At 44.4% G+C, this 15,262-nt stretch carries 15 protein-coding genes, 1 tRNA gene and 1 riboswitch; of the genes, 4 read left to right on the top strand and 12 right to left on the bottom strand.

Annotated elements, in window-relative coordinates:
* Positions 1-151: 151 nt before the first annotated feature.
* Complete coding sequence (gene xynC / locus AC1VYS_RS10465) at positions 152-1,774, top strand: glucuronoarabinoxylan endo-1,4-beta-xylanase XynC (protein ID WP_482914179.1); 1,623 nt, start codon at positions 152-154, stop codon at positions 1,772-1,774.
* Positions 1,775-1,913: 139 nt separating this feature from the next.
* Here the strand turns inward: xynC and AC1VYS_RS10460 are convergent.
* A tRNA-Leu gene (locus AC1VYS_RS10460) sits at positions 1,914-1,998 on the bottom strand.
* A gap of 204 nt (positions 1,999-2,202) precedes the next feature.
* A complete protein-coding gene (gene pelA / locus AC1VYS_RS10455) occupies positions 2,203-3,156 on the bottom strand; it encodes a pectate lyase (RefSeq protein WP_482914178.1) in 954 nt (317 codons plus the stop codon).
* 384 nt (positions 3,157-3,540) lie between these two features.
* Positions 3,541-3,672: riboswitch (cyclic di-AMP (ydaO/yuaA leader) on the top strand.
* Between the two features lie 5 nt (positions 3,673-3,677).
* Between pelA and AC1VYS_RS10450 the strand changes: the two genes are divergently transcribed.
* Positions 3,678-4,142 (top strand): C40 family peptidase, encoded by a 465-nt coding sequence (locus AC1VYS_RS10450; protein ID WP_482914177.1) that lies wholly within the window; start codon positions 3,678-3,680, stop codon positions 4,140-4,142.
* Between the two features lie 103 nt (positions 4,143-4,245).
* On the opposite strand, the gene AC1VYS_RS10445 is transcribed toward AC1VYS_RS10450, so the two are convergent.
* The 4 genes from AC1VYS_RS10445 to AC1VYS_RS10430 all read right to left on the bottom strand — a co-directional run bounded on the left by AC1VYS_RS10445 (position 4,246) and on the right by AC1VYS_RS10430 (position 6,105).
* Entirely contained in the window at positions 4,246-4,575 is a 330-nt protein-coding gene (locus AC1VYS_RS10445; RefSeq protein WP_090924755.1) for a carboxymuconolactone decarboxylase family protein, read from the bottom strand.
* A gap of 184 nt (positions 4,576-4,759) precedes the next feature.
* A complete protein-coding gene (locus AC1VYS_RS10440) occupies positions 4,760-4,978 on the bottom strand; it encodes a hypothetical protein (protein WP_441929728.1) in 219 nt (72 codons plus the stop codon).
* Between the two features lie 117 nt (positions 4,979-5,095).
* On the bottom strand, positions 5,096-5,425 hold the full coding sequence (locus tag AC1VYS_RS10435) for a hypothetical protein (protein WP_110893402.1): 330 nt from the start codon (positions 5,423-5,425) through the stop codon (positions 5,096-5,098).
* A 98-nt stretch (positions 5,426-5,523) separates the two neighbouring features.
* Positions 5,524-6,105 carry a xanthine phosphoribosyltransferase gene (locus AC1VYS_RS10430; protein ID WP_482914176.1) on the bottom strand — a complete coding sequence of 194 codons (582 nt, stop codon included), beginning with the start codon at positions 6,103-6,105 and terminating at the stop codon, positions 5,524-5,526.
* 204 nt (positions 6,106-6,309) lie between these two features.
* Between AC1VYS_RS10430 and AC1VYS_RS10425 the strand changes: the two genes are divergently transcribed.
* Positions 6,310-7,365: a YkvI family membrane protein gene (locus AC1VYS_RS10425; RefSeq protein ID WP_482914175.1), complete on the top strand. Its 1,056-nt coding sequence runs from the start codon at positions 6,310-6,312 to the stop codon at positions 7,363-7,365.
* Between the two features lie 236 nt (positions 7,366-7,601).
* Entirely contained in the window at positions 7,602-8,252 is a 651-nt protein-coding gene (gene catA / locus AC1VYS_RS10420; protein ID WP_482914174.1) for a type A chloramphenicol O-acetyltransferase, read from the top strand.
* Positions 8,253-8,321: 69 nt separating this feature from the next.
* On the opposite strand, the gene AC1VYS_RS10415 is transcribed toward catA, so the two are convergent.
* The 6 genes from AC1VYS_RS10415 to AC1VYS_RS10390 form a co-directional block, all read right to left on the bottom strand.
* Entirely contained in the window at positions 8,322-9,446 is a 1,125-nt protein-coding gene (locus AC1VYS_RS10415) for a glycosyltransferase family 4 protein (RefSeq protein WP_482914173.1), read from the bottom strand.
* Positions 9,447-9,815: 369 nt separating this feature from the next.
* On the bottom strand, positions 9,816-10,361 hold the full coding sequence (locus tag AC1VYS_RS10410; protein ID WP_482914172.1) for a GNAT family N-acetyltransferase: 546 nt from the start codon (positions 10,359-10,361) through the stop codon (positions 9,816-9,818).
* A 197-nt stretch (positions 10,362-10,558) separates the two neighbouring features.
* Complete coding sequence (locus AC1VYS_RS10405) at positions 10,559-11,659, bottom strand: hypothetical protein (RefSeq protein WP_482914171.1); 1,101 nt, start codon at positions 11,657-11,659, stop codon at positions 10,559-10,561.
* A gap of 129 nt (positions 11,660-11,788) precedes the next feature.
* Entirely contained in the window at positions 11,789-12,592 is an 804-nt protein-coding gene (locus AC1VYS_RS10400; RefSeq protein ID WP_482914170.1) for a Cof-type HAD-IIB family hydrolase, read from the bottom strand.
* A gap of 22 nt (positions 12,593-12,614) precedes the next feature.
* A complete protein-coding gene (locus AC1VYS_RS10395; RefSeq protein ID WP_482914169.1) occupies positions 12,615-13,376 on the bottom strand; it encodes a pseudouridine synthase in 762 nt (253 codons plus the stop codon).
* Entirely contained in the window at positions 13,373-15,100 is a 1,728-nt protein-coding gene (locus AC1VYS_RS10390; protein ID WP_482914168.1) for an RsmB/NOP family class I SAM-dependent RNA methyltransferase, read from the bottom strand. The genes AC1VYS_RS10395 and AC1VYS_RS10390 overlap by 4 nt, the downstream gene beginning before the upstream one ends.
* Positions 15,101-15,262: the final 162 nt, after the last annotated feature.

Genomic DNA, 15,262 nt, shown 5'->3' with positions numbered 1-15,262 from the left:
ACCCTTTTCGAAGCTATACCGAGGAATTTATATTTCTTGTCCAAGCTTACGCTAGTCAATTATATCGAGGAGAGTGAGCACATTGAAGTTAAATCTCAAATTTAAAAAATCAGTCAACATTATGTTAGCCTGCTTAACAGCACTACCATTGATGTTAACCCCAACGAACGTATCCGCAGCAAGTGACGCTAACATTAACTTAGCATCAGAGAAACAAGTCATCCGTGGCTTTGGCGGCATCAACCATCCAGCTTGGATCGGTGACTTAACTGCAGCACAACGTGAAACCGCTTTCGGGAATGATCAGAACCAACTGGGATTCTCCGTGCTCCGCATCTGGGTTGACCCGGATCGGAATAACTGGTCTCGGGAATTGGCTACAGCCAAACGTGCAATTGAAAAGGGAGCTATCGTGTTTGCATCCCCTTGGAATCCTCCAAGCAGCATGGTTGAAACGTTTAATCGAAACGGTGATCCCAATGCAAAACGATTACGGTATGACAAATACGCTGCTTACGCGCAACATCTGAATGATTTTGTAACTTATATGAAAAATAACGGCGTGAACTTATATGCCATTTCCGTTCAAAACGAGCCGGATTATGCTCATGAATGGACTTGGTGGACACCGCAAGAGATTCTGCGTTTCATGAAAGAAAATGCAGGCAGCATTCAAGGAACCAAAGTCATGGCTCCAGAATCCTTCCAATACCTGAAAAACATATCTGACCCTATTCTGAATGATCCGCAAGCTCTTGCTAACATGGACATTCTGGGAGCACATTTGTACGGAACACAGTTCAGCAATTTTGCCTATCCTCTGTTCAAACAAAAAGGAGCCGGCAAAGAGCTCTGGATGACTGAGGTATATTATCCGAACAGTGATAACAATTCCGCTGACCGCTGGCCAGAATCGCTCGATATCTCCTACCACATGCACAATGCAATGGTGGAAGGCGATTTCCAAGCCTATGTATGGTGGTATATCCGTAGATCTTATGGACCAATGAAAGAAGACGGTACGATCAGTAAGCGTGGTTACAATATGGCTCATTTCTCCAAATTTGTTCGCCCAGGCTATGTCAGAGTTGATGCTTCCAAAAACCCGGATACAAACACTTTCGTGTCTGCTTACAAAGGAGATAACAAGGTCGTCGTCGTAGCGATTAACCGCAGTACTTCGGCAAAAAGCCAACGCTTTGTGTTGCAAAATGGCAATGCATCCACTGTATCTTCATATGTAACAGACAGCAGTCGTAATCTCGCAAGTCTTGCACCAATTAACGTTACCAATGGCGCATTCACAGCTCAACTTCCAGCACAGAGTGTAACCACATTTGTTGCTAATATTACTGGTGGCAACGGTGGCGGCAATGTAGGCACTGGCACCACATATGAGGCCGAAACAGGAACAACACTTACGGATGCAGTCATTGAAACAGCTTATCCGGGCTTCACCGGTTCTGGTTATGTTAACTTCAACGCTTATACAGGCTCCGCAATTCAATGGAATGATATTAATAACGCAATCACAGGCACCAAAAATGTAAAGTTTCGTTACGCTTTGGAAAGTGGTACGCGGACTCTAGATATTTATGTTAATGGCACAAAAGTACTCAGTAATGAACCCTTTACTCAAACAGGAAGCTGGTCAACTTGGGGTGAAAAAACAATTCAAGTGCCTATGAATTCAGGTACGAATACACTCCGGATCGTAACAACAGGCACAGAGGGACCGAACATTGATAACATTACAGTAACTGCAGCATCATAAGTTATTTGGTTGTTGCAGAAAACCTAATTTTCTTTGTTCGTCTGAGCCCAGTACTGTAATTAAAGATTGTTGATTGTCCTTGTAGCATAAGATAGAAAAGACCCCTTAGGCAGAAGCCTAAGGGGTCTTTTCTATCTTATGCGGTCGAGAGGACTCGAACCTCCACGGGGGGTTAGCCCACACGGACCTGAACCGTGCGCGTCTGCCAATTCCGCCACGACCGCATATATTGTGTCTTTCCAATTATTATCGGCGACAAGAAATAATATACCACGCGCAGTTTAACATGTCAACATACACATCTATTCATCACCGAATAAGTGCGAATCCGATATGTATCCGATTCGCACTTATCAGGCTTGCTTCAGATTAAGCTTATATTTCAGTTAGCAGTGGGCTTACTTAGAAGGTCCAGTTAAATGAATGTTCTACAGCTTGGACGGCCAGTTGCCGTACCATGCATAACCGCCTCTTCTTTCCTTTTCAATGTCGCTTAGCTTATATTTCACAACGCCATCACGTCCCACAAAGATCGGTTTGTCCGTACCGAGTTCATAGAAACGGGCCCAGATCGGTGATGCACTGGAATCAGCAATGATTCGGCTATCCCCATTCGCTCTCTCATACCGATATCCTGTAATTTTTACTTTGTTAAACCAGGCTTCGGCACCTTTGATGGATGCAGTGATTCTTGAATTAGCTGGTCTCGTTTTCAGAAACTTCACAATGTTTACGCTCTCACCTGCCGTTAATGAAGGCACTTCATAGATTCTGCCCCCGGCTGGTCTTAATGAACTGGAATCATGCTGTTGTCCCCAAGCCGTTAACTTCCCACCCGATACCACCTGGGTATTTAGGATGGCATCCACTCCTTTGGAAACGGCATTTTTACTGCGATTTGCTAGAGAACTGTCGATAAAGGAAAAGTTCCCCTTACGTCCTGCGACTTCATCGAGCAAGTACAATACATTAATCATTGCATCATCATTATAGGTTATATGTTTATGATAGCCGGAGCTTTGATAGACTTGCGGCCAACCACCATTAGAGTACTGCATATTAAGCAAAAAGTTGATGCCTTTGATCGCTGCAGCCGAATATCGCGGGTCATTTGTTTTTTTGAACTCACTTGCTAGTCTTCTGATTTCCGAGTATGTAGCTTTGTTATCGATCGTCGATTTGGCCCATTCACCTGACGTCTGACTGTAATCTTTTCTCCAGCCTCCATCCGGTCGCTGATTTTTTAAAATATCGGATAGACTCGCTGTTGTACCGGAAGCATCAGCTGCCGATACAGTTGGTACAGGAAGGACAGCCATTCCTGCTACGGAGAATACCATAGAACACGCCAGTACAAATGTTACTAATCTTTTTGCCTTCACAAGACAACACACTCCCCAATTCACAAATTTGATTACTCAACCAAACAAATCCCAATGAAAACAATTTAAATACAAATTTTGTATGTATTAAATGTATGATATGCAATAAATAAACTTTTGTCAATATATGCAACAACACGCAAAAATTCTCTTTAATTTAACATATAGGAATAACTCTTTTAGCTCTTGACAAACTTGTTTATTATCCAGTTCTCTCTCTGATGAAACATTAATGACTTTTTTGTAATCTTTAGACCCCTCTTTTAAACATTATTATGACGAAAAATGATAATTCCGCTAACATTGAGGCTAAATGAAGTGTTTTAAACCGGTTTGACAATTACGCATTTATGCAATATAGTTTCAAATAGTTACAAAAACTTAATTATTCATTTGCCGAGTTTCAGGATTGAAAACGGGGGAACCATTTTGGGTGAATTATTCTTATACATAGGAAATATAGGGAACCTTCTACCGAACCCTTAGCTAACTCCGTAGGCATCGAAGGGAGAACATTGATTTTGAAAAAACTGATTATTTCCATTTTTGGAGCTGCAGTACTATTTACATCCGGGGCAACAAGCACAGAGGCAAGCACAATTAATACGGTGGTTAACAATATGACAGGCATCCCGTATAAATGGGGCGGCACAACCATGGCTGGCTTCGATTGTTCCGGGTTTATGAGATATCTTTTTAACAAATACAGCATTGAATTGCCACGAACGTCGCAGCAACAAGCAAAAGCCGGCACACCTGTCTCCAAAGCAAGCATTCGTACAGGAGATTTGGTCTTCTTCAACACAACCGGCAAAGGCATCTCCCATACAGGAGTATACATTGGTGGAGGTCAATTCGCGCATGCTTCAAGCAGTAAAGGTGTCAGCATCACCAAGTTGTCCAACCCTTATTTCAATGATCGTTATGTAACAGCAAGACGGGTGACAGGACAATTTATGTATAATAAAATGTTAGGTAAAATCTAAGCAGACATCTAAGTAGTCCATTCCCCTTCGACATATGCATTAACCATAAAAAGGAGGTCCCTCTCTAATCGGGGACCTCCTTTTCGATGTGAAAATTCAGATTCTAATGCAACGCCTTCTGAACACGCATGGCTCCCTGTGACAAGGCATGTCCGCCTCCTACTGCTCCAGCGACAGCCACGGTCTCCATAATCTCCTGATCAGTTGCACCTTTGGACCGAGCTTCCTCAACATGATAAAACGTGCAAACTTCGTTATTAGCGAACAATCCAATACCTAATGCAATTAACTGCTTCGTTTTGGCATCAAGCACACCAGGCTGGAAGCATTCTCCTGTAAACTCATGATATGATTTCACCACATCCGGGAGAACATCGCTCAATGCGCCAATCTGATCCTTATAAGCATGAACTTTATCATTCATCAATGTCATAGCTTTAAGCACACCCTCTCGGCTGTAAATACAGCGATTTTTTCCACTCACTGTATTTATCTTCTCTCGCATGAGTCACAAATATGCCAAGTCTCGATGGTAAATCCAAACATTTGGTTTGAAGAATACGCTTTGGTGAATCCTTTGAAAAATGAATACGCCTTTGAATAAGCACTCATGCTATTTATTCACTGAGGGCACTTTGACGCGGCTCACTGAACAGCTGATAACGGTATGACCGATCCAGCTTCACCACACGGCGATTCTGCCTGCGAATCAGCACTTGTTCGTCATCCCAAGCTACCACGATGCCCGTTACATCGTTAGACTCAAGCTCATCGCGCACTACTCTTACCTTTTCCCCTGATAATCGCAGGGCATCCAACTCTGTATCACTAATCATATTTAGACTCCTATATTCAAATTTCTTACAAAAAGAGACCTAAATGAAAGATCATTTAGGTCTCACGTGACTGTATTGGACTGTCATGTCATTCGAAAAAAATGTCCCGACTGAGAGTTACCGCTGCGCGTGCTCTTTGCTGTCGTTCTTCTCGAACCAAAAATCAAGCACTTTGGCGGACATCACACGTTCTTCAAGGTACTCCACTTGGTGCGGTGTAAATTGTTCTTTCCAAGAGAAGGACAACTCTTCACACAAGCCTACTATCGTCAGTAATTCTGACCAGGCAACATAGCGTTTGTACCAGAAAAATTGAGGATGTTCAATCATATAGGGATAAAGGTCATCGAATTCCGTATGTTTACAATCCAGGGCACGTTCAAAATGAACTTTCGATTCCGCCAGCTTATCAATAAAAAATTGGTCTGTTGCCGGTTGGTTCCCCATGGTGTTGCCTCCTCTCCCTAACATAACCCCATTATAAAGGAAATCGGCGTCCATGCAAAGTCATAGTTCAAAATTTAGGCCCTATTTCCTTCAAAATGTCATATTTCATTATCGTCGAATTGCACGGTGCCATGGTTCAGTGAACGAATGCGGACAAGAGCCTCCACTGGAATCCCTTGCTCCCGGATCGTGCGGGCACCAGCCTGGAAGCACTTCTCGACCACCACGCCAAATCCCACAAGTTCTGCGCCGGAACGCTCAATAATTTTGATGACACCGCGCGCAGCGTCTCCGTTCGCAATAATATCATCAATGAACAAAATGCGGTCATTCTCATGAATGAATTCGCGAGATACCATGATATCCGTTACGATCCCTTTCGTAAAGGATGGTACACGTTCGCAGTAGGCATCAGGATCGGCCAGAAGCGTTTTTTTGCGGCGGGCAAATACCAGAGGCACCCCGAGTTCGTGTGCTGCGGCAAAAGCAACCGGAATCCCTGAGGATTCAACCGTAATCACCCGCGTCACTCCACTCTCGCGAAAACGTGAAGCAAATTCCCGTCCCATCTCCATCGTTAATGCAGGATCAATCTGATGGTTCAGTAGACCATCCAGCTTCAATACCTGATCGGAAATGACGACACCTTCTTGTAAAATTCGTTGTTTTAATACGTCCATGATTTGACCTCCCAAGCCTATCCTATGAGGTTTAAAGTATCATATATCCAGCTACAAGTTCAAGCGAAATCAACCACAAGTCCATAGAACCCGAAAATTCAGACTCGTTAGCCGATCCTGCAGTCATGACTTTCATCGGTCAAGCATAACTTGTACTATGGTACCCGCATGTCCAACAATCCCGGGACCTGAAAGGGGAAACACATGAAACAGGTATTCCGGGTGCTGCAGATTGCTTTCACATACATCGGAACTGTTGTCGGGGCCGGCTTTGCTACAGGACAGGAAATATTGCAGTTTTTTACCCAGTATGGCAAGTGGGCCACAATCACCATTGCTTTGTCCACCATGCTCTTTGTCTGGCTCGGAACCAAAATGATGCTTATTGCTCATGATACCCGTTCGCGTTCCTATGAGGATCTTAACAAACATCTGTTTGGCCATAAAGCTGGCAAATGGATCACATGGGTCACTCTTATTGTTCTGATCGGTGTAAACAGCGTCATGCTCGCCGGAGCAGGTTCTGTTTTTATGGAACATCTGGGTTTACATTACCAAACAGGTTTGATCATCACTTTGATCGGTACCTATCTTCTTCTGGGACGCGGAATGCAGGCCATTCTGCAAATGAACAGTATTGTGGTGCCCATGATGCTTCTGTTGTCCCTGCTTATGATTTTCAGTACACTCCATCATCCCGGTGTTTTTCGTTTTGTCACACTGACAACAGACAGCAATCCGTTTCAGGTATGGATTTCCCCATTACTTTACACCGCATTTAACCTTGCGCTCGCTCAAGCGGTACTTGTACCTGTAGGCAATCAGATTCGTCATCGTAATACATTAAAATGGGGCGGAATTCTAGGCGGGATTGGCGTAGGTTTTATGCTGATGGCAGCCCATTTTGCCATGTCGGCCCAGATGCCAGGCATCATACAGTTTGAAATCCCGATGGGAAGTATCGCTTTTCAACTAGGATGGATAGTACAGTCTGTATATGTCACACTCATTTTCATGGAAATATTCACAACGTTCGTTGCCGACATCTACGGCATGACTTTGCAGCTTCGACAACATGTCGATGTTCATCCCCGGTTAATTACACTGATTATCATGATGTTGTGTTACTCGTTCAGCCAGTTTGGCTTCAGCTCCCTTCTTTCCGTTCTTTATCCCATTTTCGGATGTATGGCACTCTTTTGGGCGGTTAAACTCTTAATCAATCGCTGGGGCACATTTCGGGGGCGGAATAACATATAATAGACTCCTCATAACTAGGGGTAACGCATATTAGGCCATGCCTGAAATGCGCTGCTCTTAGTCATTCAATTAACGTTTCGTTTTAGGACGCGTCTTGAAACCTATTAAGTGGGGTTGTTGTGTTACAATATCATATGAATATTAATTTAATGAAGGACTGGTCCTTATGAAAAAAGCAGACAAGTTAGCCTCCTAAATTCAATTGGTTTTATACAACAATTTAGGAGGCACATCTAATGAATTTTAATAAGATTGATTTTAACCATTGGAACAGAACAGAGATTTTCCATCACTATATGAATCAAAATACGTCTTTTAGTCTAACGAGCGAAATCGATGTCAGCATCTTATATCAGCTCACTAAACAAAAAGAATACAGATTCTATCCTGCGTTTATCTTCTTAGTCACGACTGTGATCCATTCTCACCGTGCGTTTAGAACGGGTTACAATGATGATGGAGATTTAGGTTATTGGGATACGTTGGAACCACTTTATACCATTTTTGATCAAGGGACTGAATCTTTCTCTGCCATTTGGACTAGCGTCACCAAAGATTTCAACGCGTTCCATCATGCTTATATTTCCGATGTCGAAACGTATAAAAGTTTAGGGAAGTTGTTTCCCAAAGTACCTATACCTGAAAATATATTTTCTCTTTCTATGATCCCATGGACATCATTTACTGGATTTAATTTAAATATAAATAACAATAGTCACTACCTTCTGCCCATTATTACAGCAGGGGGATTCATCCATAAAGACAACTCCATTTATTTGCCATTAACTCTACAAGTTCATCACTCTGTTTGTGATGGTTACCATGCAGCATTGTTTATGAACTCTGTGCAAGAATTAGCAAGTAATCCGGAGGATTGGCTGTTGTAAAAATTCATTAAATACACAAAAGCCGCTGTATCATTACAGCGGCTTGTTCATACGTTCGCTTTCCCAGTTTTATGGCTGGAATTGCAAATACATTTTTTTCAAATCATTCACCGATCTTCCCAGCGAGTACATGGTTTTGGCTTTTTCACAAGCAGAACGGGCCAGCTCGTAGCGATATGCCGGGTCCAGCATGACCTTTTCCAACGCATCGGCCAAGGCAGGTGGATCTTCAGGCGGCACAAGCAGTCCGTTCACTCCATCCTCGATCTGTTCAGGTATCCCCCCCACATCCGTACCTACAAGAGCCAGGCAGCTTAGCGCCGCTTCAGCGAATACTGAACCAAAGGCTTCTGCACGTGATGGCAGTACAAACACATCAAAGAACGGCATAAACTCTTCAGGATGCAGTGTATATCCATAAAAAATCGTCTCATTATAGATTCCCAGGCGCTGCGCTAGCTCTTCAAGATCAGGACGAATCGGACCATCTCCAATAATGTGGAGCACGTAATCATGTCCTCTATCCTTCAGTTCGGCACAGGCTTTAAACAAAATATCCAGTCCTTTGGCCGGGACAAGACGGCAAACCGTAACCAATTGGGGTACCGCATTATCATGAGGGATCGGCTTGAAGCGTTTCTCATCAAAACCATTCGGTATAATTCCAATGCGGCTTGGATGTTTCACATATGGGCTCAAATATTGGCGAAATGAATCTGATACCGTTAACAGACGTTCTGCACGATGCTCAAGCTCTCCATAGATGGCCTGCAGGAATTGATGCTCCAGCCCATTCGGCTCGATACGACCATTCAGGATAAGCTCTCTTTCGTAACTGGAGTGAATCGTCTGAATAAGGGGAATCTCAGGAAACACAGATTTCATGGCAAGCCCTGCAATAGGATGATGAGCATGAATCAGATCATAGGACTTCTGAATACGAAGCCTGGTCCACCATAGATAGTCACGATACGTTTGAATGTACTTTTGCACTACAGGACTATCCTGATAGATGGTCCAGTCAAATGTTTCAAATTGCACTTCCTCTCGCCCTTTGTTACGAATCCGCTTAGGCAATGAGAACAGATCCATTTCCCACCTCGGACTTGCGAACCTCTCCTGCATATAAGGAATCATAGAGGATACACCTCCGGGCTGCTCCGGAGGAAAGAATAGAGCCTGTAGTAATTTCAACGTTATTATCCCCCTTTCCACTTCATTTCTCTTTTCCATATTCGTTTATGATATATTAGAACATACGTTCAGTAAACCGGCTCTTAAGCCTCCAACTCCGTTCTTCGCACGAAAAGTGTATTTTCATGCATTTTATTGCATAACATTAATGTTTATTATGACATAGAAAAGCATGAACATCCACCGTTTTAACTACTAAAATGTTGATTCGTATATACAACATATTCTGTCTTCTTTCCGTACAGAAGCTTATATTTACAGTTTTGTTCTCGACTACGGAATAAGTCGTTCAGACAAATACAGCCGGATAAGCTTGATAGCTTCCGGCTTTTTTTATCATTTTCTCAACAGTTTGTCACGGAACCCCTCTTACAACTCAATCATTTTCTCATAAATGCTGAATCCATCATGCCCCCCTGCATAACGGAATCCATTTCCTGCATAAAAAGAATTTAACGTTACGTTGTCAGCGCCGCAATCAAGTCGTATGAGCGATTTTTCTTTAAATTGTATGCCGCTGGTCGACCATTGTAATATGGACTTTCCCAGACCCGTTCGTGCATATTTTCTCCGAATCGCGAGCCGATGCAGATAGAGTGCTTCATCTTCCGCATGGGCCTGATCTCCCCATAACTTGATATCCCACGGACTTGGCTTCTGCATGAGAATGACCATTCCTGCGATCTCTGCCTCTTTTTTGAACACAAAAACATCGCCTCGCTGTATTGCAGAAGGTGTATCATGGGAATCTTGCCCTTGAAGCAATGCATTCCATTGGGAAGAATTTTGACTTTTCAGCCAAGATGCTGTCTCCACAAGCACTGAGAGTACCTCTTCCGTGTCCTCTGGCTGTGCTTGAACAGCTTGAAACCCATCATTAATATATTGGTTGCGAATTGTAAATGAGTGCGTCATTATGCCCCTCCTATATGCTCCAGTTTCGACCGCTCGCTTCCCTTGGTTTGGACTACGTCCAAATCCAAAAGTCCTCCCATTCGATACCATCGCAATTGCATTAATTAAAAGAACTAGTCGTAATAATAACGGGAAAATTTTTTTTCGTCAAAATCAATTAAAAAATGTTCAAAAAAAGGATAAAAGGCTTTCGCCTCTTACCCTTCCAATCTGGCTTCATCTATAATCTGATTACGGTACAGCATGGTGAGATGCAAGGAGTCAAATTCGATCTCTTTGTTCAGCTCCCGCATCAGCACTTCCACCAATGTTTTCCGCTGTGCACTGGTACCAGGCACATCATAATCCATATAACCTGTCAGATCTGAATGTGACGTATCAATGGTTGCCGTACCGACCGGGAGACCTCCGCGTTCCTGCACGAATAGATCATAAATTCTGAACTCCCGATCTCTGTTCTTAAGCATGACATAACCTGCTTCTTCCACTTCTTCCGGCTCGATCAAATCGTCGATGGACTCGAGGGGTTGCTCAGCCTCTTCATCTTCGTCCTCTTCTTCATCAAACTCCTCGGAAAAATCACGGTGCACCCACTCGAGCGTCTGCAATTCGTTCCCCTGATGCCACATCCGGATCGTGATCGTATCGATGACCTCCTCATCCAGTTCCCGTACAAGCAGCTCTGCCGCAGCTTCCTGCACAGTTTCATCAGGTTCGTCATACCAGTGAATCTCTCCTTGTGCATCAGCTCCATACTGTTTCAGCGTAGCTTCTGCCATCTCTTCTCCTTCGACATCATTGAACACATAGCTCGATAGGTTACGCCCGGCACTGACCATCTCCATTTCCAGAAGATGTTCCCGGTCTTCGTATGTAAAAGAATCATCCCGAGATGTAGGAATCATATTCACCTCGTCAGGTAATACATCGTCATAACGGCTCTCGTCATACGCTAGAACTTCTTCTGATGCTGTTGTTCCGCCAGAAGACCATATCACTTCCTCATTAATGTCCGCTGGCTGCAGGACGGAATGCAACGTGCCACAGCTCACCAACACTTCATAGTAGGATGCCGCCACCGCATCCCCAAGTGCGCGGATATAAGCATGGACCTTATCTATAATGAGCTGTTCCAAAACCTCTTCTATAAATTCCTGTTCCAGTTGCAAGCTGCCTAACAGACGCTCACCTTCCCTGTATATCAGTAAAAGTGAGCCCACATATCGGCCATCCACCATAATATCCTGCACTTCGCCACTGGTTGTTCGCAGGTCTCTCATTAAATCGATCTGTATCATTGCCAGTCCTCCTCATTACTAACGTATTCTCCTAGGATGTCCCCAGAGACAGTAGTTTATGAGGCACTGTGCAATTTTCGCAGGCCCAGTGAGCCCTTTTTTATAGATCAGCTAACAGTCCAGAAGAAGTTATACCGACAGAATATACTTATGGATGGCGTGCGCAACGCCTTCATCATTGTTGGACAAGGTCACTTCATCAGAGGCTGCTTTCACCTCTTCAGGAGAATTATCCATCGCAATCCCTTTACCGGCAAAAGTGAGCATCGTAATATCATTGAAATAATTACCGATGGCCATAATCTCAGAAGACGCAATGCCTTTGGAATCAGCCAGCCTTTTGAGCGCCGTTCCTTTTGAAGCTTCGGGATGCATCAAATCAATGAAAAAGTCACCGCTGCGTGTCATGTAATAAGGCAAATTCCAGGACGTCCATTCGCGCTGGACAGCGTCCATCTGCTCGATCGGGCCAAACGCTGTAAATTTAGCGAGAGGTTCAGTCATATCTGCCCAACGGGGGAGCTTAAGCGGCTCAGCCAGGAAATTATAATACATCTGCCTTACCTGTAATTCCAAACCTTCGGGTTGATCCACATATAGACCAAAGGCGGTATTGATGTCAAAATGTACATCATTTTCACGGCAGTACGTCATAATAGGTTCCAGTCCCTGGGTGTCCAAAGCAAATTGATGAATGACTTCCCGGTTATCTACCTGTGCAGTAACAGCACCGTTATGCGTAATGACATACCCATCCAGTCCCATCTGTTTCATAAAAGGAATCGTGTTAGCCGGACCGCGGCCTGAACAGAGCACAATCTCCGCCCCTTGGCGTGAGGCCTGAATCAACGTTTCTTGTGTCCATTCGGTCAGCTCATGATGATCATTCAATAAAGTTCCGTCAACATCCAGTGCAATCAATTTGTACGTCATATGCTCCTCATCCCATCTGTGTTTAATTGGTTGCTTTGTTATTTCGCAAACAAGTCAGCTCTTCTTCAGTTAATTCGCGGTAACTCCCGATCGCCAGATCGGAAGCCAGCTTCAATTCTCCCATGGCCACACGTTTCAGGTAGATGACACGTTTGTCCACTGCCTGGAACATACGTTTAACCTGATGAAACTTCCCTTCATGGATAATTAGCGAAATAAGCGATACGATGCCTTCATCTGTTTCTTCATATCCCAGCACAGTCAGCTCCGCCGGCATGGTCTCATACCCGTCATCAAGTTGAACGCCAGCTGCAAAACGCTGCACATCCTCTTCATCCACTTTCCCGAGCACCCGTGCCTCGTATGTTTTGGGTACATGTTTTCGAGGGGATAACAGATCATGGGCAAGAGGGCCATCATTTGTCAAAATAAGAAGTCCCTCCGTATCTTTGTCCAGCCTCCCTACCGGGAATGGTTGAAAAACACGATCTTCTTTGCGTAACAGATCCAGCACCGTTTTATCCCGAGCATCTTCCGTCGCAGATACAACACCCGGCGGTTTGTGAAGCATCAGATAGATCATTTCCCGGTATACAATCCGCTCGCCATCCGCTTCAATGATGTTTATTGCCGGATCAACCTGAATGCCGCTGTCCTTTACCACTTTGCCATCCACATGAATACGTCCCTGCTTCACCAATTTTTTAAGCTCGCTGCGTGTACCTATACCCATATGACTCAATATTTTGTCTAAGCGCTGCGTTTGTTTACCTTTTCCACTCATACCGATGTCCACCTCCAGCCTGCAGGGTATTCATTCTTCAATACACCGTCTAACCATTTGCCCCAACCCGCAGCATATCCATCCACACATACAAGCACGTAACCCTTGGTTACTGTTGCTTCCTGAACATTGACCCTTTCCTGCTCGATGTTCAGCGTTTCCCCTTTCAAGTACCTCACTGCTTCTCCATCAACAGAAGAAAGATTTACACTTCGACGCGCCTCCGATGCACGCAAAGCGCATGCAAGCGGATGGGAAGGCACGAATCGTCCATTTTTAACCGTTCCCATAAACCATCCGGGGCGAATCACTTTCAGTCCCTGCAAACGAGCGGCACCTACCGCCGACTGATATACACGATCCCCGTAACATACCGTTTCACCTTCAAGCGGCAGCTCCAAATTTTCATGTACAAACTGAGTGTAGACCGCTAATGGATCAACGGAGCTGGAATCCGCACCTCGTCCTTGCCCTCGCTCAGACTTGCGACCACCAGCCTCTTTCCCTTTCTTGCCTGGTTTCGCAGTGTGTTTACCGCCTCGTGTACTTTTGTCGTTGCTTTCTCTGGATTCAACCCGTAACAAACGTTCCTTTTTACGATCGGCTTTGGTCATAGGAAGCGAAGCCGATCGTAAAAAGGAACGATCCTCACTTGGGTCATGCAACAATTCGGACTCATGTACACGTTGTCCGACATCCTGTCTTTCTTCATACAGCTCTTTACCTGACTTTCCATTGAACTCATCAATAAGTTCTTCTGAACGTCTCCTGCCACTCTCAATGTGTTTTAACACAGCAACATAATGTCCTTCTCCTTCTAACATGTGAGGCCATAATCGGGCGGTGCCGCGCGTCTGATCCAGTACTTCTTCTGTCTCAGCTGCCTGCTCTGGTAGCATCTCGCGCACCCAATCCGGGCGTCCTGGTCCAAATCCAGCGCTGTCAGGAATATCAACAACTGAGAAGTCATGATTCATTTTCAGAAACTCGGCAATCATCGCTTCGTTTTCTTCCGGTGCAAAAGTACAAGTCGAATAAACAATCGTACCTCCCGGTGCAAGTAACCGCGCTGCCGTATCCAGAATATCACGTTGCATCAGCACACATCTCTCCACTGAATGATGTTCCCAGGATTTCACCATGTCTTCATCCTTGCGAAACATACCTTCCCCTGAGCAGGGCGCATCAATCAATACTTTATCAAAATAATGAGGAAACGCAGCCGCGATGTGTTCGGGTGACTCATTCAGTACAACGGCATTCCTTATGCCGTATAATTCTACGTTTTTTGCCAATGCTTTCGTTCGCTCCGCATGAATATCATTCGTGACCAGTACTCCATTACCTTGCAGCTTGGCAGCAATCTGCGTGGATTTACCTCCAGGAGCAGCACACAAATCAAGGACGTGATCTCCAGGCTTTACATTCAACAGCTCCACGGGAGCCATTGCACTCGGTTCCTGAATATAATAGAGACCCGCGTGGTAATAAGGATGCAGGCCAGGCTTCACCCCATGAGGCACGTAAAAACCCGTTTCGCACCATGGAATAGGTCTTAAGTCAAACGGAGCAATCTCTTTAAATTGGTCCATTGATATTTTAAGCGTGTTTACGCGGAGCCCGGCATGCGGGGATTGTTCATACGATTTCATAAAAGATTCAAATTCATCGCCAAGCAAACGTTGCATTCGCTCTGCAAAGCCCAAAGGCAGCTGTACGGCCATAGTTCCACTCATCCTATCCTGTTAAAATGACATATTGCTCTATGTTATCATATCCTGATTTTGCTTGCCTATCCTATCATGTGTATTCCACTACAGCGTGTAATGTAGTATAATGCTAATAGATTGTTTTATCAGCAAAAATCCGGTTGTTTATGCATATTA

This window comes from Paenibacillus sp. G34, from assembly GCF_056856875.1.
This window is presented reverse-complemented; position numbering and strand designations above follow the sequence as displayed.

Coding starts and splice junctions, on each gene's coding strand:
- AC1VYS_RS10405 (WP_482914171.1), bottom strand. CDS start 11,659: ATGATACAGATCGATTTAATGAGAGACCTGCGAACAACCAGTGGCGAA.
- AC1VYS_RS10430 (WP_482914176.1), bottom strand. CDS start 6,105: ATGGACGTATTAAAACAACGAATTTTACAAGAAGGTGTCGTCATTTCC.
- xynC (WP_482914179.1), top strand. CDS start 152: ATGTTAACCCCAACGAACGTATCCGCAGCAAGTGACGCTAACATTAAC.
- AC1VYS_RS10390 (WP_482914168.1), bottom strand. CDS start 15,100: ATGGCCGTACAGCTGCCTTTGGGCTTTGCAGAGCGAATGCAACGTTTG.
- AC1VYS_RS10435 (WP_110893402.1), bottom strand. CDS start 5,425: ATGGGGAACCAACCGGCAACAGACCAATTTTTTATTGATAAGCTGGCG.
- AC1VYS_RS10395 (WP_482914169.1), bottom strand. CDS start 13,376: ATGAGTGGAAAAGGTAAACAAACGCAGCGCTTAGACAAAATATTGAGT.
- AC1VYS_RS10440 (WP_441929728.1), bottom strand. CDS start 4,978: ATGATTAGTGATACAGAGTTGGATGCCCTGCGATTATCAGGGGAAAAG.
- AC1VYS_RS10445 (WP_090924755.1), bottom strand. CDS start 4,575: ATGACATTGATGAATGATAAAGTTCATGCTTATAAGGATCAGATTGGC.
- catA (WP_482914174.1), top strand. CDS start 7,602: ATGAATTTTAATAAGATTGATTTTAACCATTGGAACAGAACAGAGATT.
- AC1VYS_RS10410 (WP_482914172.1), bottom strand. CDS start 10,361: ATGACGCACTCATTTACAATTCGCAACCAATATATTAATGATGGGTTT.
- AC1VYS_RS10425 (WP_482914175.1), top strand. CDS start 6,310: ATGAAACAGGTATTCCGGGTGCTGCAGATTGCTTTCACATACATCGGA.
- AC1VYS_RS10400 (WP_482914170.1), bottom strand. CDS start 12,592: ATGACGTACAAATTGATTGCACTGGATGTTGACGGAACTTTATTGAAT.